Here is a 22,778-nt window from a genome sequence, read left to right on the forward strand (position 1 = left end):
AGGATGGTTGGGATTGTGATTTGTATGTGTGGATTGTATTCAGCGAGTATACAATCCACACACTCAAATATTATTCAATTTAAAAAGTGGGGAGTTATTTAAATGATATCATTTGCAGCAAAATTATCTTCATTTGAAATAATTAAGAAGAAGCGAAAGGCGTTTGAGCAAGGCTGTACGAGAGACTTTGAAATTGATAGTGTACCAGTAGTCTATATTCAACGAGATAAGAAGAATTTATATGTAGGTAAGTCCACAGATATATATGAGCGTTTCGTTGCACATTTAAGTGATGAAAGTAAAACATTCAATGAAGTTATTGTAATAAAAAGCGAATTATTTAATGAAAGTTCGATTAAGCATATTGAAACATTGTTAATTGAATATTTATCTGCAGATGATAAATTTAACTTACTGAATAAAGTTAGGGGCCAAAAGATTCATTCTTATAACGGGATTGAAAATGTTCAGATTATGTTTAAAGAAATTTGGAATCAGTTAATTGAAGAAGGGGTAGCTAGTGAGAATTTAGGTGAGATACATAATAAATTTATTTATAAATATTCACCATTTAAAGAGCTATCGGCTAATCAAATTGAGGTTTGTAAAGACATTTTTAATACGATGCTTACCACATCAAATAGTCGACATTTGATTACAGGGGACCCGGGTACCGGTAAAACAATTGTATTAACAAATATCTTATATGCGCTTGCTTATGACAATAAAACTGGTAAAGCGAGAGAGGGATTGAATTATGAAGATATAGCACTTGTTGTTCCGCAAAATCACTCATTAAATTTATATAAGAGCTTAATGAACAAACTAGGTCTACAAGGTATTACGGTGCTGTCACCTTCACTATTTATTAAGCAGGCAAAAAGTAGGGGCTCTAAATATAAGTATGTTTTTGTGGATGAAGCACATCGTCTGAAACAATATTTTGGCAAACAAGCACGTGATTTAAAACATTTAGTCACTGATAATGGCTATACAACTGAGTTGGAGTTAATAGAAACATTCGCGTATCACTTAACTGTGGTTTATGATCCATACCAAACAATCCGACCTGCAGATATAGATACAGATGTATTCCAACAGTTGACAGTGAATTATAAGAGGCATCTCTTACATAAACAATTCCGTTTAAAATCTGGAGATCAATATTTAGCATGGCTGCGCAAATATCTACAAATAGCAAATAATGTTGGTGTTTATGAGGAAGGATTATTGCAGGGCTATGACTTTAAAGTAATGGACTCTATTACAGAATTAAATGATTCCATTAAATCTTTAAATAAAGACCATGAATTATGTCGCGTAGTCGCGGGTTATTCTTGGAAATGGGCTACACAAAAGGATAAGAATCTATATGATATAAAAGATCCTGTTACAGGTAATACATTTGTATGGAACTCAAAGGTAAAGGACTGGATTAATTTTAAGAATAGTGTAGAGGAAATAGGATGTATTCATACTACCCAAGGTGCTGATTTAAATTATATTGGTGCGATCTTAGGAGCTGAAATTGATTGTAATTATACAGGTGAAGAAAATGGAGACTATGATTTGAATAAAGCAAAGATCATCGTCAATCCAAAAGAGTATAAAGATCGAAATGGTCTTCCGATTAAGGGAACTGATTTAAATAATGAAGAGTTAACATCCTATATTAAACGTATTTATTACGTATTATTATCACGAGGGATAAATGGATGTTATGTCTATGCAGTAAATCAAAATATGCAGAGATATCTAAAGGAAATAGTAAAAGTAAGTCAATAAATAAAAAAGAGCTTTGATAGTAAAAAAGAGCTGGAAATTTAGATAAGTTATGTATAAGATGAGTAAAAATAAGGGGATGTCCTAGGGCGTCCCTTTTTGCTTAAATTTTATTATTGCAAATGTAAATTGTAAACGAAATCATTTATAAATGAGGGGCTAGGTGGTGAGTTAGGCCTAGTGAGCTTGGATCTAATGCCGAACCATGTAAATCCTTTTCTTCTGACAAACACCTCCAAAGTTATTAATCATACCTATTGGACGATACGTGGAACAACAAAAGACAAGGGGCTGAGAAAGGTGCAAATTAAATGTAGTAATTGCGGATTTGAACAATATATGAAAGATCATAGATTCAATAGAGATTATAAAGATGATTATAATAAAGCTTTATTTGTTATGTGTGGAAGAACTGCTTGCGATACTTCCCAAATTAAAATACCGAATGGTTATATCAGAGAAACAATGTGGCTTGGTTCGTGGTCAATTGTTAGAGATATAACTTTAGAAGAATACAAAGGTCTTAAAAGAGCAAAATTTCTTAGGGACTTAGCTGAAGAACAATGTACCAAATTGTAATAGTAAAAATCAAGCTACATTATCAAGAGTAGAACAGATGTTAGTGATATAACGATGTCGAATTCAGTAGGGAATAGATAAAAAGTGAGTATTAATACTGTATACACTAACACGAAATGTGATCATAAAATATCTTAGTAAAGTTAATAGTTTTCATATTGCACAAAATAGACACACAAGGATGTAGTTTGTCGCGTTTCATAGTATTATTAATAGTTGTTTTTATATAAAAATGCACATTTAACATACTTAGAAGAACTTGTTTAATAATTTATTTGTTATATCAGTAGTGAAAATACTAGATCTAAGTCAAGATTCAAATGCATATTAGTAAAGGCACATCGACTGGACGATGTGCCTTACTTTTTTCAAAAAGTCCTTTACAAAGGGTACAGATTAAACGACTCCTTTTATATGGGGCAGCTTTATTATCGGAAATATTACCTACTGAAATACTTTTTCAATGGTAGGCATAACAGCAATTGGTGGTAATGATGCAGTCCAACCAACTGCATATACGTTTAATTTTTCACCTAACTTGTATTCTTCTCCATTGGAAACTGGAACTCTTAAAATCTTATTTTGAGAAACTAGATCCCACCAATCATGTTGATAAGCAAGCGCTTCATCTTTTGTAGAAGTAGCAGCAACGACTAAATAATTGTTATCTACTGAAATGACATATCCAGTAAAGGGTTCTTGTTTTTGAATAGAATGAATAGGTGTAGTGTCTACGGACGCCTTACTAGAATCAGCAAAGGCTGGTGTTAATCCGAAAGTAAATCCACATCCAAATGTTAAAGCTGTTACGGTTGTTACTAAGATCTGTTTTTTTGTAAACATATTATATAGCCTCCTTATATTTAATCCCTACACTATCCACTTTCAAGTTATATACATATAAAGCCTTTTAATATTAAGATGTTTAACAATCTTGTCACAATAGTTCCATAAATGTTAATATTATCTATTAATAGGAATATTTTTGTGTTATAATTCACTAGGTGAACTATTATTGTTCTTTTCATTTCTTGATGAATGTATGCCCTTCCTTAATTGTAAATATATTTGATTTTATTGGTGAAGAGGGGAGAAATCCCTCTTCTTTTTTCTTTATTAATAAAGGATCCTATGTAATGAACAGAAAAAGAACCCTATAGGGTTCTTTTTCAAGGCATATTAACAGTAAAGAGAGTAATGAAATGCTAATTTCAAATCTTTAGTATGGGTAAAATTTGAAAAAGCTTATCATGTTATTATTTTTACATATATGTAATATAAAGTGAATTGATAATATTTAGACTTATTATTACTAATATTCAAACAAGATAGTTAATAATATATTTATAGTGTTAACTATCTTGTTTGATATGGGATATTTTAAAAATGGAATAATAAATTTAATATCGTTTTTTCTTTTTTGAATTTATTGTTTGTTGCACACGATCAAAAAATAGAACTAATGAATAAAGACTCTTTAGAAAATACAGGATGAAGGGAATGTATAGCTTTTTATCAACAAAATAGTATATATATTTTGAGGGGATTACTAAGGGATTTAACAAGTTCAAGAACAAGAAGCCAGTTGTTAATATTAGAATTATAAATGCGTTAGGGTAGAGATTTAATATTTTTGTTAAAAAAGAATTGACTTTCATCTTAGTTGTAACTAGAATAGTTACATGAAGTTGTAATCAAATCAGTTACAACGTGTGTCTATTTTAAGTGAAAATACGATTTGTATATTTATTTAAGGATGGTGGTTCACACGTTGCCGCTAAGGGTAGATAGTTACTGACATATTAAAAGAAATGCATATTCCGTACTGTAGTATTTTCTACTTTGGGGCAATAATATACATCGTTGTCTTTTGCTAAAAATCTTAGTTGCTCTTTCTTTGAAAGGGTTAGTTTTTGAAAAATATAGTAAGGTGCCTCAAAAAAGAACAAGATACTAAAAAAGATGTACTTTTACAAACCAAAAAGTTGGCTGAGAATTTTAAGTGATAGCTGAACTGGTAAATAAAAATAAAGGTAGGAGATTTAAATGGAAACGAAACAAGATAACTTTATATATGTATGGGACGCATATTGTGGATGGTGCTATGGCTTTTCAGAAAGTATTAAAGGATTTTACCAAAAACACACTGAAGTGCCGTTAACGGTTTTATGTGGAGGGTTATTTTTAGATGAGTTACCAATAAAAAATTTCTCATATATAGAAGAGGGAAATAAAAGAATTAATCAACTTACAGGTGCAGAGTTTGGTCCTTCATATCAAAAATTGGTGGAAGAAGGTACTTTTAAAATGAATTCGAAAGATGCTGCAATTGGCTTTTCCGCTTTACGTTCATTAGCGCCACACCGTTTGTTAGAATTCACTTCGGCTATGCAAAAAGCGTTTTATTATGAGGGGAAAAGTCTAAGTGACCCTGAAACATATCGTAAGATTGCAATTGAGCATGGTTTGGATCCTGAACAAGTAATAGAGCGTTTAAATGCTCAAGAAACAATTGTAGATGTACAAAATGATTTCAATAAGGTTCGACAGCTTGGTGTTAATAGTTATCCTTCATTACTTTTACAAAAGGATAATCAAATTATCCCTATTGGTGGCGGGGTAATGACGCCAGATAAAATTGAAGCACGTTTTAAAAATTTATATTAAAGAATTTTAAGTTAAAGTATATAACAATTAACATTTTAAAAAAGGCACCAAGTGGATGGCCTTAAATCTTTCTTATAAAAATTATATTTTCATTTTGTTTTTAACGAAGGTCCGGTTCTGATTTTACTATAGGCCATAGTAGCAAACATGTTAGCTTACGCCAACCGACATACATCTCCTATCTATTTGCTGGTGCGATTAACTATGCAGGGGAATTGAGGAGGGGCCTTCTGTCGGAACAAGATAAAAATGTGTTATCTATTCAATAACTTTAAGAAAAGGAGAATAACATTCTATGTTTAAAACAATCGATACAAATCTAAATGATGTAAAATTGACGGTGTTTAGTTCGGATGAAAAAAGTTTTATGGTAACTGCAACCTTAGTTGAGAGAGAGGGACATGCATTTTTAATAAACTCAAAATTTACTCAATCAGATTCGAAAGAAATTGTAGATTATCTGAAAAACAATAACTTATCCTTAGATAAAATCTTTATTATTCATGGGGATCCTGATTACTATTTTGGGTTAGAAAGTATTAAAGCTGCTTACCCAGGAGCCATAGCGTATGCAAAAGAGTCTACTGTTGAACATATTGTTCATTCTGTATTAGGGAAATTAAAAGTTTGGAAAGATGTACTAGGAGAAAATGCACCAAACAATGTGGTATTACCTCAAGTTATTAAAGAGAAAACAATTGATTTTCAAGGTTTAGCATTTGAACTTGTAGGCTTAGATGATTACAGAACTAGCTTATTTAATAAAGAGCTAAAATTATTGATTGGAGGCATTGATGTATTTAACGAAATCCATGTGTTCTTAGCAGATACTAGCTCAAAAGCAGCAATGGAGGCATGGATTGAGAACTTGAAAGTATTACAAGCGTTACATGCTGACATTATTGTACCAAGCCATGGATCAATCGAAAAATCCTTAGATAATCAAGCGATTATTGCAACTATAGATTATCTAAGAACTGCAATTCAAGCTTCTGAAGAAAGTAAGACTTCAAAAGATTTTGTGGCAAAACTTGAAACAGCATATCCCGACTATGCAAATAAAGGGGTATTAGAATTAAGTGCAAAAGTTGTAACAAAAGAAATGCCTTGGGGTTAATGCTATGAATAAATATCAAAAACTATTACATGAAACGTATGTATTGACTGGTGAAGGGAAAATGGATGCTTTCAAAGCGTATTTAAATGAGAATGTATCTTGGACAGAAGCCGCTGGATTTCCATATGCAGGGACTTATATAGGTCCAGATGAAGTAGTGAAAAACGTACATGAACGTCTTGGGACAGAATGGAATGACTATAGTGCAAAGGATGAAATCTATGCATTTAATGATAAAACTGTAATCGTTTATGGAAAATATAGTGGGACATATAAAGCAACAGGAAAATCATTTGTAGCAGATTTTTGTCATCTTTATGAGTTTGATGAGAACGATAAAGTTAAAAAGTTTATTCAAATTGTGGACAGTGCAACTGTTAATGAGGTGTTGAGCTAGAGTTAATCGTTTTTAACATACCTTGTATAAGGAGTAGTGCAAGGATAAACAGATTTTACTAACATTACCCCTTATATCACATTTTGAGGATGGTTTCTCCTTCTTCAAGTATGTTATGGAATATAATTTATATGATTAGAAGAGGTAAGGATATATGAAATTAGAGAAAAATTTAATAATAATTATTATTGCTGTGTTTATTTTAGGAATTGTATCGACTTTGATATTTCAAGCTTCCACTGGTAATAACAAAGGTAACTCAATAAAGAACGAGAATGTTGCCTCAGTATCAAAAAGTGATGTGACAGAAAAAGAAAAGAATAAAAAAATGGTAGTCGATTTCTATAATGAGGTTTTTAATAAACATAATATCGATATTATTCCTAAATATGTAAGTGAAGATTATCAGCAACATAATCCTTTTGTTGCTGATGGACGAAAAGCCTTCATGGATTTCTTTAAGGAGGATTTTGTTAAAAATCCTAATTCCTTTGCAGAGATTAAACGAGTAGTAGTAGAAGGAGATACAGTTGCTCTTCATGTACATTCTCGTACTAATTCTCAAGATAAGGGAGTTGCTATAGTGGATATATTTCGTATAAAGGATGGAAAGATTGTCGAACACTGGGATGTAATTCAAGAGATTCCAAATGAGGCAGCTAATGATAATACTATGTTTTAGGTAGAAGATATATTTAATGATTGTTAAAATTTTTTTTCGTAAAAATGTAAGATTGCGTTAGTAAAAACATCCTTAGAGTGATTCTTTCTTACTAACGCAATTAGTTTATTAAGTCTGTAATTTTACTTGAAATTCCTGCGATACTTAATACTAGATTTTCTGTTTAGGTCATAGAGATAGTATCTCTATGATTAGGATTTTTAACGAATTTGCCGAAAGAATTTTCCTTCCTCAAGCGTGTAAAGGGCGATAACCCAACGATAGGTGGGAGATGAATTCCGGTTTGGCATAGCCAAAAACTTTTGATAAACTAGCTATATGAAGTTCTTTGATAATTTGATATATGAGGTTGCAGGAAGAAAATAGAGTGCGAAAACCAAGCCATTCGGTTCCTGCGTAAAATATCAACCGTACCAAAAGAGCATCCAAGCGTTGGACATCTAGGGGTGGAACACCCCGAAGTAACGCTCAGGGAGACGAAAGGTTACTTTCGTCGTGGAACTGAGAAGCTCCCACTTCGAGCTTAGCTAAGTGGCGAGTAGTTCACTTTATTGAATGGTAGCATGAATTTAAAGTTGCCTCTATTAGTTTGTTAAAACCGTTCGTAAAATGATTGAATCCTCCTTTTATTTCCTCCATTTTAGATATGTCTTTTTAGGATTTCTAACCTTACCTTTTTATCAAATTTATCTGCAATGTATATAACGGATCCGGCAAGATACTTTAGTCCATAAGCTACTGGTGTCATCCAAAGTTTATTTAGGAAAGAAAGTTTCCTAATTCGGTGGTTACTTGAAAAGAAAATCATACTGTTCACTCCATTTCCCAAGGTAAATGATACTTTAATAGTCGTCTCATTTATTGTTTTAGTTGCGTAAACAAGGTACTGTACAAAATGTACTTTGCTATTTTGAACAATTTCTTAGTTTGGGAATTTGTATAGAGGTGGAAATAATATGCATAGTGAATAAAACCCTACTAAAGTTTAGTAGGGTTAAGTAGATAAAAAGGTAGAATGAATAAATTAAGAAATAAACGACATAAATTGTGCTACTTAATTTTTTTGTGTAAGACTCTTAATAAATAATGTTAAATAGTATGAGGAAGAACCAACTAAAATAGCAAATGGTATTAGAATAATATCAATACCATTTACAATTACATAACCAAAAAAACCTGTCCAAAAGCCATTACAAAAAGAACAGTCTAAAAAAATTTCAAATAGTTCATGAATACTGCGTAATTTTTCACGTGTGTACTGAAATTTTATTTCAAATAAAAATGCACGTACCCCTAAGGATATAAATAGCAACAGGCTTATACTTAAATCTAGATTCATTTTCTCACCTCCAATTTCTATTTAAAAGTCGTAATAAGATGTTAGAAAGTTGAGGGTTACAAGGTAATTAATATTCAGCTGTGATATTTAAAAAATCATATGAAGGATATTTATCCCAATAAAAGTCATCTTAATGAAATGAATTAAAGTATATTTTTTTCTATAGATATGGCCCAATGTATAAAATCTAATCTATTAACCTTAGTCTTTCTAGCTCTATATACCATATGATGGAGTCCCTCTAAATCTACTAAAATATAGCGTTGGGGGTTAATATCCTTATTAAAAGTAATTACAGCACTGCATTTAGAGCGTTTGTCCATATTCTCGATTAAGCTATAAGGATTTTTTATTCCGATTGCATTTTTACCTATATCATATCCCACAAATAAGATTTGATTCCTCGTAGTAAGAATGGCCCTTATCTGTCTATCATTGTATAAAAATGAAAAATATTTTTTTATATCAGTAACATTTAAATTTCTATCTTTATGTAAATTCAAGATATCACCTCATTATAGTTATCGGGATCTAAGTAACTATAGTTGCAATTGAATTTTAAAGAGACTTATTAGTTTAAAGGTTGTTGCTGAATCACAAAATATGAATTGTAGCATTTAATTTAAAGGTAATAGCTGAATTAATAATATTAGAGCTAAATAATATTATTAATAAATTATTACTTATTACCTAATAATAATTATTTGATATAAAAAATAGATTCAATACTATCTTATTTGAGAAACTAAAATTATTTAAAACCATTATTTTTATATTTAACTCCATTAATTTCATCTGTAAAAAATATTTATTGAGTTAATTTCATAATGGATTTCATTATTTTTTGTAATTTATAAACAAATTATGTTTATATAAAAAATTGCAGAGAAATAGGTTGTTTACAAGTTTTATGGTAAATGACAAAGCCACCTTTTAATACAATTGTGAATTTTTCAATTGAAGTATAAATAAGAAAATCTTTGATCATGTCAATTCAATAGTTAAGAATGTACGTGGAAGTTTAATAGAATCTAAGTGTATAAAAAATTAATTTAGTTATGAATAATTAAAGATAAAGATAGAGTTTTATTAAATTTATTCTAAGTGATGTTAAATTTTCATTGTGATTTTCTTATATTGGTACTGCAAATACTTACAAGAGGGTGTGATGAGTTGTTCTTTCCACGTATCACTGATGTTTATACTTGCATACATAAGACATTGAGAGAAGATAGTGTAATACGTAAATGTATGGGTCTTAATAATATTCCAACAGATATGGAAAATGATATGCACATACAAAAGCGTATGTCTCCTAAAGAGGCACTAAGTAAACAATTGCCTTTAATTGCATTTTACAAGTCATTTGTTAAAAAGGAACGAAACCATAACACTCATGTGGTAACCTTTGACTTTGATATTTACACAAATGATGATGTGGAATTGGCGTTAGACCTTGCAGATCGAATAAATCATTTATTTGATAATCAATCTATGCAGTTATTAAAAGGAATATTTTCCAAAGGTCAGTATGTAGGTTCTGCAGAGGTCGCAAGTGAAATAGAACACTCTTATAAGTATTTCACTAGATTTGAATTTATTTTCGAAATTGAGGGGTGTAGTTAATGTCACAATTTGACAAGTTTAACAGTAAGAATAAGAAAATGATTATTAAAGGTGCAGGTAAATTTATGGCTAAAATTCCAGGGTGTGATGAATTAATTACTCTGGGTCACATGGCGAATATGCGTCTTGATGTGCAGTTGGATATGGTTGATATTGAAGGGGGAGACTCTTCAGCACCTATTGATACACTACTGCGTAAAAAGGTAATCGATATTACAGCAGAGGATGCAAAATTTGATTTAAACATGGTACGTCTTGTGTTAGGGGCAAAACTTCGAGAAGGAGTTAGCGGATTAGCTTATGAATTGAAAAATGAAACAGTAACAATTACTGGTGATACAGAACCTGTTTCTATTAAATTATCTAATTCGGTATTAACAGGTAGCGGTGCACCTAAAGTACAAATTTTCAACCAAGTTGCAGGTTCATTTGTACCAGAATCAGCAATTACAGTAACTGGATCAGCAGTGACACTAAAAGGTGGGGCGGTTGAAGGTGATACTGTAGTAGTTTATTATCCTGTAGCATCATCTTCTATCGATCCTGATGGTTTCGTATGGGTATTAGAAGAACGTCATGATGTTAAAGGTGGACTAGTAACTCTTAAGAATCCTCTATTTGGTGGATCTTTAGGTTCAGCTTCTTCTAAGACAGAGCATGTATCTGTCAGATTAGTAAAAGAGAATAAATTACTTAAAAAAGTAACAACTAATCCTGCAAAAGGTGAGTATACAATTGACCCTTCTACAGGGGAGATTAAGTTTAATGATTATCTTGAAGGAGAGCAAATTTATGTGAACTACAAACGCCCAGAGGTTGTAGATGTAATGGCAATTGGTTCTCGTGATTTTCCTCTTACAGTATCTGTTGTTCATGATGGACATTTTGAACAAATGGATGGTAGCATTCAAGGTTTCCAAGTTGAACTGTATTCTTGCCGAGTGAAATCTAATTTTACATTAGACACAGCACGACAAACAGCAGCGACTCACAGTATTACACTTACAGTTATTGATGGGGAACGTACAGACAGTCGTTTAGGTTCTATTAAGCGTTATCAAATCGAAAAAAGTGGCGATGTTTGTTAATTAGAGAAGAGGATACTTATGTATCCTCTTTTTTATTAATTCATTTTTAAACATTTTAGATAAGGGTGAGAATGGATTATAAAAATATCTATCACTTAAACCTTTTTCGTAAGGTTGTTACATTTAACACATAAATTCTTATATTAGTTACGAGGTCGTTTAGGTGATCCCCTTCCTTGCGTCCTCTTTAAATTTAATAAGGGGTAATAGAGTAATATAGGGGGAGATTAAATGAGTGAACGTAATTTAGCAATTCCAAGTAGAGAAGAAGCTATTGAGGAACCTACTCTTGTAGAGGAAGCAGAGGAGAAGGTTGAACAGCAAGAACCTAATAAACAAGAGGAAGTAAAGTTAACTAAGCAGGAATCAGAGTTTATTGAAAAAGTATTCTTTGAAGAGGATGAAAAGGTAACATTACGTGATGGAAAAACCTATGCTATCCCTCCTTTAGGATTAAAAGATGCTAAAAACCTAATGAAAAAGTTGAATACAATTGATACAGGTGTCATTATTGCTAATTTAATTGCAGATGAAACAGGTAATGATAGTTATGATGAACTATTAGAGGTCCTATTGATGGGCTTTAAACCGTATTATAAAGAAATTTCAGCTCAGTATTTAGGGGATTATATTGATATTGTAACAGCTAAAGAAATTATAGATATTATGATTGGACTTAATGGCTTAAAAAAGTCTTTATAGACTCTGAGGAAGAAGAAAAAGAATATGACGAAAATGCCTACGTTGATTGGGCAGAGATTTTCTTTAACTTAGGTCACTACCTGGGGATGAAAAAACAGGATATATGGGATTTGACATTACCTCAGTTAAACTATTACTTAAAGAAATGCCATAAGCATATAGAGTTTACAGTTAAGGTACATTCAATGTCCTTCACTGGGTTATTTGGGGGCGGTTCAGCCCAAGCTACCGAACAGGATAATCTAAAAAATAGTGATGGAAAAGAAGTAATTGACGGATATGAGGTTGCAAATGCTGATGACATGGAGTGGTTAGCAGGTATTCTCTAATAAATAATCCTGCCCTTCCTTTTTATTTGAGGATAGGGCGGGATTTTATTATGTAAAAGGAAGGTGAAATAAGTGACAGTCAATAATCAAAATATTGGTGCTACTATTGCACTAGAGTTTGATAAGTCAATAAAAAATATGAAAGAGTTTGGAGTACAGTTGGAACAGCTAGATTATCGTTTTGGTAGTATAGAAAAACGTATAGATGCTATGAAAAACTCTTTATCTTCGTTATCGGCTCAGACATCTAAGGCAGCGGGAAGTAACCTTAGAGCAAAACTTGAGCAAGAATTAAATAATATCGTCCAGGCAAATGGTATTACTTTATCTTCAGTTGGGACAGCACCTTTAAGTATTAAACAAGAAACAGTTCAACAATTGATGTCTAAAGTAGATAAAGAGTTAAATAAAACGATTGTAAAGATGATCAAAAATATAAACATTAATATGGATTCTGCCATAAATAATAGCGTAGTACCAGTTGGAAAAGATGAATTTAATAAAATTAATAAAGAAATTTCTAAGTTAATTAGTAATCAAATTAAACAATTAGTAAATTCCATTCGCGAAAATGGGGGAAATTTAGTAAATGCAGATAACTTGAGTGGACTTAAATTAGATATTTCTAAGGGAACGGTTAAGCAAATTTTAGTAAGTATTAAAAATCAATTAAAACCTATTTTACTGAACCCTGAGGTTGCTATTGAAGGACAGACATTAACAATTTCATCGAAAGATTTATCTGAATTAACGAAAAAAGTAAGAGGGAAAATAAAAGATTCTATAAAATTTGATTTCGAGGGTGTTATTAGCGAAGAGAATAGCATTGGTAGCGAGATTATAAAAACAGCCAAACGTATTGATAGTTTAATAGAAAATTATATAAAAGGCATACGAGGAGGGTTACAAAAGATTGACCTCAAATCTGTAGAAGTACCTATGAAAAATATATCTAAACAACTTCAAAGGTATATTGCAAATGATTTAGGTGTTTCCCCAGCCGAGTTAGCTCATACTTTTCATTCTGTGGATAGAGGATCTCTAAGAGGATATGCCTTAAAAAGGCAGTTTGAAGGTATGGAAAATACAATTAATAAAAAGTTAACTGCAGGAACAAATAAAATAATGATGTCAATGAAACAATCAGTAAGAGCTGTGGATTTTGAACCGCATTCTAATATTTCGCAATATTTAACTAGTGAAATTAACAAGCTGAATAAGCAAATTATTAAAAAAATTAAGGAATCCGTTGATAAGCAGTTTGCACATATAAGAAATGAAATTTTAGAAATTAATACTAACCCTCAAAAGGCGAATAGTAATAGACAGTTAAGCTTTATTGCAGGAAATAGTGCTAATACTTTAAATAATTCAAGTGGATCAAACCATAGTAATACAAATAAAAATGAGAGTGATTCTAGTACAAGTAAATCTACAAAGCAAGACAATCCTTTTGATGGGTTTGGAATGGCTGGCGCAGTTACTAAAAAAGTTAGGAGCCTTGCTTCAGGCTCAATGCTAGATCCAATGGCTGCAATATCTAAAGCAATGGAAACCTTTAAAGTTGCTCAGTTAGAACAGTTAAAGATTACACAAAACTTCTCTTTAAAACCAGAATATAAAAATAAAAACGGAAGTACAGATTGGCTTAAATTAGATAATGATACTGGAAATTTAATGAATAATGTACGTGATTTATCCACTCTTTACGGTATTGATTATGAAAGAATGTCTAAGGTAGCTGGTATAGCATCAGGTGTAACAGGAGATAAACAATCTGCACGACAATTTGTTGATCAAGCTTCTAAGGTTTATCGCTTAGATAACAAATCAGACTTGGTTGAAACAATTGCTCCAGGATTACAGACAATTATGGCACAGTTCAAATTATCTGTCTGGGAGTTGGATGGAGTAGTTAACTCTTTTGCTGTTGCTACGAGTCAAACTAAAGCGACTACTGAAGATATTATGAAGGCTATGTCAAAATCGGGTACAGCACTCCATTCAGTGGGAGTGAATGCGGATGATGCTGTGGCTTTAAATGCATTAGCTATTCAAACTTCAGGAGAAACAGGGGAGAATGCAGGTGCAGCCTTAAAAACGATTGCAGAACGTATTACTTTACCATCTGTTTCTAAGCAATTAGAAAGTTATGGTGTAAAGGTATTTGAAAAAAATGAAAGTGGTATGAAAGTGCGTCGGAACTTCATTGATATCTTAGCAGACACTGCGAAAGCAAGCAAAAATAAATATATTGGAGAAGATAAAGTAAAATCCATTCTATATGGAGAAGGTGGGGTAAATCAACCGCCAAAACTAATGTCCTTTTTAGAGACCATGCATAAAGCGGGTATAAATAACAGTAAGGATTTATCGTATTGGAAAATTAAGCAAGAGATTAATGAATTTAAAAAGGATCCTGCACGCCTTCAAGAAATGATTGCGGTAACGATGAAATCACCTTCTGTGACAATGGAACGAGCTGGGGTATCTGTTAATAACGCATTAGTGTCAGTATTAGATGCGTTAAATCCGGAAATTCAAACTTTAGCAAAAATTATCACAAACTTGGCTCAAGGTATGGAGAAGCATGCAGGGCTATTTGCACAGTTAATTACGATTTTAGGTAATGCCTTGGTGGGCTTTGGTGCTATTCATGGAGTAAAACGATTAGGTCAATTGAGTAATTATGAAGAGCATTACAAGAAAGCTACTATGGAAAACAAATTCTTTGGTGGTACATCTTTAACAAATCGTAAAGTGGACGGAGCGGTAGGGTTTTTAAATGATCATGTTTTGGGGGAGAGCCAAGATTTACGCAATCAAGTAAATAACAAAAAGTTCTATCGTGCGGCTATGAAAAATGATACGTTAAAAAGTTATTTTGAAGAATTAGCGAATTTAAAAGAGGATAGAAAGAATGAGATAAAAGAATATGTAAAAGATCATGGCGGAAAAGCTGAAAATATGGCCGATTTTCTTAGCATCATGGATGAATCTAAAGGCTATTATAAGGGTGAAAAGAAAGAATTAACAGCTGATGAATTACATACTCGTTCAGCCTATAATGCTCGCAACCTTACCCAAAGTAAATTATTAACAGATGTTTTTACCACAAATTTCTCAGAGCATTTAGTCAATACCTTATCAAATAGAACTAACTTTGACAGTATGAATGAGAATCAAAAATCAACAGCTGGTCGTTTGGCTCAAATGGATGATCAAAAACGTATTGGATTTGAGACCTATCTAGATCAAAATTATCAAAGTGTAGGCAAATCAATAAATAATATGGATGGACTTAATAAGGCACTCGATGAATATGAGGCTAATAACCGTAAGGCTACTATACAAACAAGACAAAGTACCACTGCGTATAGAGATTTATCGAGTGCTGTAAAAAAAGTAGCTGATGAAGCTGAAGGTGCATCAAAAAATAGAATGAAGGGTTTTCTTGATTTTCTTGATACTATCCCACAGCGAACAAGAGGAGCTGGTGGGGCTATTATGGGACTTGCACGTAGCGTAGGAAAATTTGCTAAACAATTAGCTATTGCAACCGCTGTTGGTGATGTTTTAACGAATTCTGCTGAGAGCTTTGGTTTAACGACCAAGCAAGAAAAAATACGAGATTATCATAATCAAACCGCAGGTGCCGCTGAAGCATATGTTAAATATGAAGAAGATGAAGGTAAGGGGAGTAGATTTCTAAGACAATCCGGATTGGTGTGGAATAAAATTACAAATACTTTTTCGCCAGGACACCCCGACGTAGATAGTTTTGATGTGGGGTTAGGTCAAGAATTATTAGGCGGAAAAGGGGGATTTAAAGGGAATTTTGAGAATTGGATAAAGAGAGAATATGGAACGTCGAATTGGAAAGAAGCTTTAGAAAAAGAGAATGAAAAAAGGGCAAAAGATGCAAAATCTAAAGGTCAAGATGGGAATTATTCAAAAGCATCTTTAACAGATTTAACACAATCGTATTTAAATCAATCTGGAATGTATGCTAAGAAGCAGCAATTGGAAAAAGAAGAGTTTATAGATCAATATAGGAAATCGGCCATCTCTGAATCAGAGCAGAATATGCGAAGGGATGAAGCAGAAAAAGCTCGTAAAGCATGGGAGAATAAAATGATAGATGAGGGTCAATATGATTACTTTTCTTATGATGATTTAAAATCTCGTATTCAAGAGAGCCAGAAAGTTGCCAGTAATAAGGGAGAACTTAACTTAATTACCGCCCTTTTAGATGGTGTGAAAGCTGACTCAAAAGAGTATATGAAACTTAGGTTACAAGTAATTCAACAAGAGCGAGAAGCTTACAAAAAAGAGATGGACGAGCTCCATAACTTTACTCAAGGGCGAGAAGCAGAGTTGGAAGAATTGGAAAAAAACGAGAAAAGATATACTGTGGACCCAGAAACTAGAGAAAAGGTAGAGACGGCTGATTATAAAAAAATTAAAGAATCTGTTGAACGGAGTAAGGACAAAGAAAAGAAATTAAAAGCTGAATTTGACCTAGAAGATAAGAAAAAACAAATTGAAGCACAACGTATTAAAACGGAATTTTATATTAACGACACTCAGAAAGGATTCTCTAGAGCACAGGCTAAGAAACAGTATAAGGATACATTAAATGCTATTAGCATGAACACAGAGAGTCCTACTTATATTGATTCACAGATTGTTTCAAGCCAATCAATGATTGGAGAAATGAAAAGTAAACTGGCAAATCTGCAATCCCAACAGTTAGCAGATCCAGATGGTCAGTTACAAGATACTATTCAAGGATTGAGTCAACAAATTGCAAGTGCTGAATTAGAAGTTAAAAATTTAAGGATACAAAGGCTTACAGCTTGGAGACATGATTTCGGTAATAATATGGATGACTTGGAAATTAAGTACATGCAGGAACGTGTGAACTTTGGACCAAGTATAGGAGATGATAACTTCTTAGCACGTGACCTAAGAGTAAGAGAATTACAAGATCGTAAATCACTTATAGATAAGACCTTAGCGGTAAGAATTGCAGAGCGAAATAGTGGTAAGTTTGAAGAAGGTTCATCTGAATATGAACAAATCATGAAAGATATTAGAGAATTGACAAAGCAATCTTTACAGGCACAGGTTGGCATCCACCAGGAGTTAAGAGCACAAATGGGTGGAACATTTAACCTTCCTGAAGGCGTACAGGTTATGTCTCAGTATGATTATCTAACAAGTAAAGGTACACATTCTAACTTTAGTGTTCAATCAGGAGATATGTATGTCAATATTACTTTACCTAATGTAACCGGGCAAACTTCTAGTCAACAGTTAGCGAATCTTGGAATGAATTTAGGAAAAGGATTAGCGCAAGGTAGAACAACACCACTACGAAATCAGTTAAATTCAGCCCCTTGGGGATATCCAACATTCTAATTACAAAACCCCATCTAATTATTAGGTGGGGTTTCTTATAATACTAAGGGGTGATTAAATGGCACAACAAAAACCAAGTAAATCAAATGATGATGTATTTAAACGTAAATTATTTTATGATAACGGGATTCGCTTTGTACAAGTAAGGGGGCGTATGACTGGCGATTATAAGCCACCAACGCCAGCATTAAAATCCCATATAAACGAAAATATTCAATCTTCTGCAGGATTGGTAGGGAAAGGGACTTCGCATTATTCTACTACCATTCAATTTTTATTTGCGAGCAAAGAGGAGTTTGCAGACTGGCTGCAGTTTATTGGTGCAGAACACAAATACTATGATGAAAAAGGCACGATTTATTTAGGGATTGTTAATGGTGATTTAGATATTAAAACAGCAGAATTTGAGACGAAATATATCATTACTGTAAATCTTATGTTAATTCGAAAACAAGATTTCGAATATCGTCATCAATATCCTTTTATAGATATTGAAAATCATTGGGCGCAAACGTATATAGATGAGATGCAAAAAAGGGGCCTTATCACTACTTATGCTAGTGATGGAACACCTGTACAATATTTTCAACCTGAAGTTTGGATTACAAGGGCTCAAACAGCATCCTTTATGACAAGGACTTTTAAATACATCGAAAAGATATTGAGGGGGTATTAAAAATGCCAAAACGATGGTTAGATGTGAGTCCAAAGGATTGGTTTTATCGTGCAGTATTAGAAACAGATAATATGTTTATTGATGCAAAAAAAGAAGAAACCTTATTTAGTGGAAAAACCTATAACAAGTTTATTGGTGGCAAGTCACGTCAGGTTCATAACTTTACTTCAACAGAGGGACAAACCAAGTTTGAAGTAAGCGGATATAAACCTGATTCTAGAGAAATGGTGTTTCTTTATATTGATGGGGTACCTACACTCCCCTCTAAACTAGAGGATAATTTTATACATATTGGTTACCCGTTAACCAATGGAAGAGAAGTTAGTATTCTTTTATCTGGGATAGTGGAAATGCATGAAGGAGATCATACTCCTGAAAACTGCCAGATATATCCTTTGATGAGCGAATGTTCTTTAGCATATCCAGCAAAAAAATTAGAGAAAGCAAATAATTATGTATTTGATATTACTTATTCATTAAATGAAGTAGCAGTTTGTATGAACAAGAAGTTAAAGAGAATACATGTAGATGTAAATGAAGATGAATCCATACAAGATGCACTTACAAGAACCTTAGGATTTAAACAAGACTGTTTCACTATTATTAATGGGTATCTTTATGTATCTTATAATTTAAATCAGTTTCCTATCTATGTAAATTACAATTATCAAAAGGGTGCCCAAATCAAAAATAGACAGGGAGAAAAGGTTGTCCCTATGTCAAGTTGCGCACTCTATAATGATAGATTCTTTCCGAATATAACTATATATAGAGGAGAGTTTTTTACTTTGTTACAACGATTAAGAATGAATATTTATAATCGATATACAGATAGAGGATATGTGAATAATACAATTAAACAAACGGAGAGATACATTAAAGATAAAGATAAAATTGTAGGGAAATGGTATGCGGAATCAGTCTTAAATATATTAGATGAAAAATTTAATGATGGTTGTTATGTATTTCCACTTTACGCAGATGATTCATTTCAACCCGAGGTATGTGTAACTAGAGCTGAAGCAATTGTATATTTACATAGATTTACAGAATGGGCACTAGAAAGATTTAGATAGGAGTGAAAAAGGTATGCCGAATGTATTTGATCATAGAACTCCTGCGCCTCAGTTGTTAAATGACGTAATGAGAAAAGTTAATGCTTTAGGTCATGAACCTAGGGTTATTATTGAATTTGACAAAATGGCCTATGTACCAGGAATGAAAAATAAGTTTGAAGTTTGGGACAGAATTCGAGAAGCATCTATTGTGCATCAGGCAGCAGAGGCGACTTTAACAACACCAGTAGCAGGTGCTGAGCCAAGTTCTGTTACAAAAGGTGGAGAGTCAGGAGATAGATTTGAGTATATTAAATGTGCCTTAAATAAATGGGTAAAACATTATAAGTGTCCCAATGTTGCTTATTTCTTTCTACTAGCTGTAGCAAAACATGAAACAGGATTTGGAACATTGGGACAAGGGAAACCTGAAAAAGGAAGTTATATAGTAGGATATGGTTGCCCGGGTTCATGCGATCCTCAATATAAAGGGATAGATACCCAAGCGAAGTATGCTGCAAAACGTTTTTCCGAAGCAATGAGGAGCAGATACGGAAAAATTTCCAATGGATATATGGATGCTAGTGATGTTGATTATTTCCATGAAGGTGGAGATAAAGGGTATAAAAAATGGAAATGGTCAGCAGATGGACCTAACTGGAAAAAACTTGTGAAAAGCTATTTTGATAGAATTATTGGTGAATCTAGTCAAAAAAAATGGCATTGTAAAGAATCTGGTTCTATTATTAATAAAAATCTGTTTCCAAAGCATTCTACAAATCTAAATGTTTCGAAGAAGGAAGACTGTGGTTGTGAGAAAGCTGAGACTTATACAATTGAGGAACAAAGGAAAGAAGTTCATAATGCAAGCTCTAATGCTTTATCCGGTGCTACTTTTCCTGTTGAAGGAATTTCATTTGGAAATGGCGCGAAAGTATCTTCACACCATATGAAACATAAGGGCGGAGGTGCACGTTCAGGGCATAAGGGTACTGATATTGTACATACATCCCAAGGTAAGATTAATGGTATGTGGGTAGTAGCGGCTTGGGCTGGATATGTACATAAGGCTTATAAAAGTACATCTTATGGTAATTGTGTAATGATTCAACATGGTAATGGATATATGACAGTTTATGCCCACATGCAAAATAATTCTTTACAGGTTCGAAAAGGTGATTTAGTTAATCCAGGAACACGTTTAGGAAAAGCCGGAAATACAGGTCAATCTTATGGTGCTCATTTACACTTTGAAATTTGGAAAGGTGAATGGATTTATGGTGGAAATAATCATATTGATCCATATCCTGTTTTAACAGGTGCTCAAAAATTGGGAGTAGCACCAAGCGGTGGAGATAATAATGGCGGTGGTAACACGGGCGGAAATGGTGAAAGTGGTGGAGATGATAATAGTACAGGAAATGGAAGTGGTGTTAGTCAACCACCACCCCAAATGACCATTACCCAAAATATTAAGTTTAATAAGTGTTTTGATAGGGATGCAAATCTGGATGGAAATTGGCACGGACAAGAGAACATAACCCATTTTACAGCTTGGTCAACAGGTGAAAAGTATTTAGGTTTTAATGAGAATATTGCTAAAGGAGCAGTTGAAGATTTTGGATATAAACATAACTTCTCTTCAGACGGATTTTATGAATATGCTTTCTATGCAGATCTTAAAGAAGGAGATTCCGTAACGGTTACATATGACGGAATGATTGTAAAACGATATACAAAAGAGCACAATACAACACAACCTACATATGAACCTCCAGTTTATGCAAAATGGGTTGCAAGTGATATACAAGGGGTCAATTCACATATATTAGATTTCTCCTTAAATAATGTAAGTGGTGAGGCTGTATTTGGACTAAAATGCTTTAAAGTAGTGGAAATTGAAACTCAATACGGCGCACAATATGTTGATGAAAGAATTAAGGCTCGTAAACGTGATGTATGGGTTGATACAGGGGCATTTGTATACGATAAAACCTTTACAGTAGACCAAGATGTATTACAGTGGGAGATAAATAGCCATTTTGACGCCAGAGTCGCGACTGCAAGAATTACTTTAGACAATAAACATGGTATTTATTCTCCTACATATGAGAGAGCCAATATCTTCCCTGAGAATTTAAGAGAAGCAGAGATGTCATATTATGAGAATGGTGCAATCAGACATGTGTTAAGTGAAGCTACCCCAGTACGTATTTATGCAGGCTATGGTGAAAACCTAGTAAGGGTTTTTACAGGGCGTATAAGAGGAGAGATTGAGCAAAATTCTGATGAAAAAACAATTACTATTAATTGTGTAGATATGTACGATATGTTAGAAGAACATGTTTTTGATAGGGTCCTAACTTTTCCTCGAAGAGATGAGATACATGTTGATGAAAAACAACCAGTAACCATGTGGGTTAAGTCATCTATTATTCATAATATCGTAAATGAGGCAGGAATGATTGGATGGAGGATCCATGAAGATGATTTGAGATATGCTGATGCGATTATTGAAGAAACGTATTATATTGATATCGATAGAGGTGGGAAAAAGGCAATCGTTTGGGATACTAAAAGTCAACAATATGTTGAAAAAGATATAGCAACTGTACAAGATGCACAAGGTTATAAAAATCCTTATGTACAGGCGATAGATTTTTTAGAAGGTACAAGAGCATCTGATGCGGTCCATGAAGTGATTGGAGATATTATGTATCGATCATACTGTGATCGTTATGGAACATTTAGATTAGAAAATATCCGTAATATTAATGCAAGTGAGGCAAAATGGTCATTTATAGATGGTGAGAATTTATATTCTCTTTCTACCTCTATCGACCATTCTCGTATACGTAATCATCTTATTATTGTTGGTAATGGTGGGCAAATTGAGCATTTTGTAGATAAAGATCTTCTTATATCTACAAAGGGGAATATGAGAACGGCTAAGATTGTTGCTGATTGGATTGATGAGCGATTTGGTTCAAATGCAAGAGGAACCAAAGAGGATATTTCGAACAAATTATTTTTTGATATGAAAAGACAAGCCCGTACTTTTAATGCCGTTGTTAAAGGAAATCCAATGATAGAGTTATTAGATGGTTGTTATGTTTATGATAGTAATACTTCTAATGCAGGGTATTATGTCATAAAAGGAAACCGACTTGTTGGAAATAAGGAAGGTATGTTAAATTTCCTAGAATTTACTTGGCATGACAAAGAGAATTATTATAGCTAAAAAACAAGGAGATTCCTACAGAACGTTAGGAATCTCCTTGTTTTTTCTTATAATGCTATGGAAAGCGAGGTGGG

Annotated in this window: 17 protein-coding genes; 14 read left to right on the forward strand and 3 right to left on the reverse strand. The window is 33.0% G+C overall.

The genetic code is table 11. The features are described from left to right. Positions 1-102: 102 nt before the first annotated feature. Positions 103-1,785 (forward strand): DUF2075 domain-containing protein, encoded by a 1,683-nt coding sequence (locus MHH59_RS27950; protein ID WP_340853235.1) that lies wholly within the window; start codon positions 103-105, stop codon positions 1,783-1,785. A 297-nt stretch (positions 1,786-2,082) separates the two neighbouring features. After that, positions 2,083-2,361 carry a hypothetical protein gene (locus MHH59_RS27955; RefSeq protein ID WP_340853238.1) on the forward strand — a complete coding sequence of 93 codons (279 nt, stop codon included), beginning with the start codon at positions 2,083-2,085 and terminating at the stop codon, positions 2,359-2,361. 444 nt (positions 2,362-2,805) lie between these two features. Here MHH59_RS27955 and MHH59_RS27960 read toward each other — a convergent pair whose 3' ends face one another. Then, positions 2,806-3,204, reverse strand: coding sequence for a DUF3221 domain-containing protein (locus MHH59_RS27960; protein WP_201055072.1), 399 nt, complete (start codon positions 3,202-3,204; stop codon positions 2,806-2,808). A gap of 1,203 nt (positions 3,205-4,407) precedes the next feature. On the opposite strand from MHH59_RS27960, the gene MHH59_RS27965 reads away from it, so the two are divergent. The 4 genes from MHH59_RS27965 to MHH59_RS27980 all read left to right on the forward strand — a co-directional run bounded on the left by MHH59_RS27965 (position 4,408) and on the right by MHH59_RS27980 (position 7,224). Next, the gene (locus MHH59_RS27965) at positions 4,408-5,028 is read left to right on the forward strand and encodes a DsbA family protein (protein ID WP_340853241.1); all 621 of its coding nucleotides are present in this window, start codon (positions 4,408-4,410) and stop codon (positions 5,026-5,028) included. Positions 5,029-5,323: 295 nt separating this feature from the next. Next, positions 5,324-6,145 (forward strand): cytoplasmic protein, encoded by an 822-nt coding sequence (locus MHH59_RS27970; RefSeq protein ID WP_340853242.1) that lies wholly within the window; start codon positions 5,324-5,326, stop codon positions 6,143-6,145. A 4-nt stretch (positions 6,146-6,149) separates the two neighbouring features. Then, positions 6,150-6,542 (forward strand): nuclear transport factor 2 family protein, encoded by a 393-nt coding sequence (locus tag MHH59_RS27975; RefSeq protein ID WP_085313303.1) that lies wholly within the window; start codon positions 6,150-6,152, stop codon positions 6,540-6,542. A 154-nt stretch (positions 6,543-6,696) separates the two neighbouring features. After that, positions 6,697-7,224: a nuclear transport factor 2 family protein gene (locus MHH59_RS27980; protein WP_085313304.1), complete on the forward strand. Its 528-nt coding sequence runs from the start codon at positions 6,697-6,699 to the stop codon at positions 7,222-7,224. Between the two features lie 1,054 nt (positions 7,225-8,278). On the opposite strand, the gene MHH59_RS27985 is transcribed toward MHH59_RS27980, so the two are convergent. Both MHH59_RS27985 and MHH59_RS27990 read right to left on the reverse strand, forming a co-directional pair. Further along, positions 8,279-8,563: a hypothetical protein gene (locus MHH59_RS27985; RefSeq protein WP_340853243.1), complete on the reverse strand. Its 285-nt coding sequence runs from the start codon at positions 8,561-8,563 to the stop codon at positions 8,279-8,281. A gap of 143 nt (positions 8,564-8,706) precedes the next feature. Beyond that, entirely contained in the window at positions 8,707-9,066 is a 360-nt protein-coding gene (locus MHH59_RS27990) for a hypothetical protein (protein ID WP_340853244.1), read from the reverse strand. Positions 9,067-9,736: 670 nt separating this feature from the next. On the opposite strand from MHH59_RS27990, the gene MHH59_RS27995 reads away from it, so the two are divergent. The 8 genes from MHH59_RS27995 to MHH59_RS28030 all read left to right on the forward strand — a co-directional run bounded on the left by MHH59_RS27995 (position 9,737) and on the right by MHH59_RS28030 (position 22,704). Beyond that, complete coding sequence (locus MHH59_RS27995; RefSeq protein ID WP_340853245.1) at positions 9,737-10,189, forward strand: hypothetical protein; 453 nt, start codon at positions 9,737-9,739, stop codon at positions 10,187-10,189. Then, positions 10,189-11,277 carry a hypothetical protein gene (locus tag MHH59_RS28000; RefSeq protein WP_340853248.1) on the forward strand — a complete coding sequence of 363 codons (1,089 nt, stop codon included), beginning with the start codon at positions 10,189-10,191 and terminating at the stop codon, positions 11,275-11,277. The genes MHH59_RS27995 and MHH59_RS28000 overlap by 1 nt, the downstream gene beginning before the upstream one ends. A gap of 231 nt (positions 11,278-11,508) precedes the next feature. Continuing rightward, complete coding sequence (locus MHH59_RS28005; protein ID WP_098541449.1) at positions 11,509-11,979, forward strand: DNA polymerase III subunit gamma/tau; 471 nt, start codon at positions 11,509-11,511, stop codon at positions 11,977-11,979. A 110-nt stretch (positions 11,980-12,089) separates the two neighbouring features. After that, positions 12,090-12,308 (forward strand): hypothetical protein, encoded by a 219-nt coding sequence (locus MHH59_RS28010; protein ID WP_223266653.1) that lies wholly within the window; start codon positions 12,090-12,092, stop codon positions 12,306-12,308. A gap of 72 nt (positions 12,309-12,380) precedes the next feature. Beyond that, a complete protein-coding gene (locus MHH59_RS28015; RefSeq protein WP_340853252.1) occupies positions 12,381-17,732 on the forward strand; it encodes a phage tail tape measure protein in 5,352 nt (1,783 codons plus the stop codon). 58 nt (positions 17,733-17,790) lie between these two features. After that, positions 17,791-18,408 carry an S-layer homology domain-containing protein gene (locus MHH59_RS28020; protein WP_340853254.1) on the forward strand — a complete coding sequence of 206 codons (618 nt, stop codon included), beginning with the start codon at positions 17,791-17,793 and terminating at the stop codon, positions 18,406-18,408. 2 nt (positions 18,409-18,410) lie between these two features. Next, positions 18,411-19,484, forward strand: coding sequence for a hypothetical protein (locus tag MHH59_RS28025; protein ID WP_340853257.1), 1,074 nt, complete (start codon positions 18,411-18,413; stop codon positions 19,482-19,484). Positions 19,485-19,497: 13 nt separating this feature from the next. Beyond that, the gene (locus MHH59_RS28030; protein WP_340853260.1) at positions 19,498-22,704 is read left to right on the forward strand and encodes a M23 family metallopeptidase; all 3,207 of its coding nucleotides are present in this window, start codon (positions 19,498-19,500) and stop codon (positions 22,702-22,704) included. Positions 22,705-22,778 lie beyond the last annotated feature (74 nt).

This window comes from Bacillus sp. FSL E2-0195 (assembly GCF_038003645.1).
GTDB lineage: Bacteria > Bacillota > Bacilli > Bacillales > Bacillaceae_G > Bacillus_A > Bacillus_A mycoides.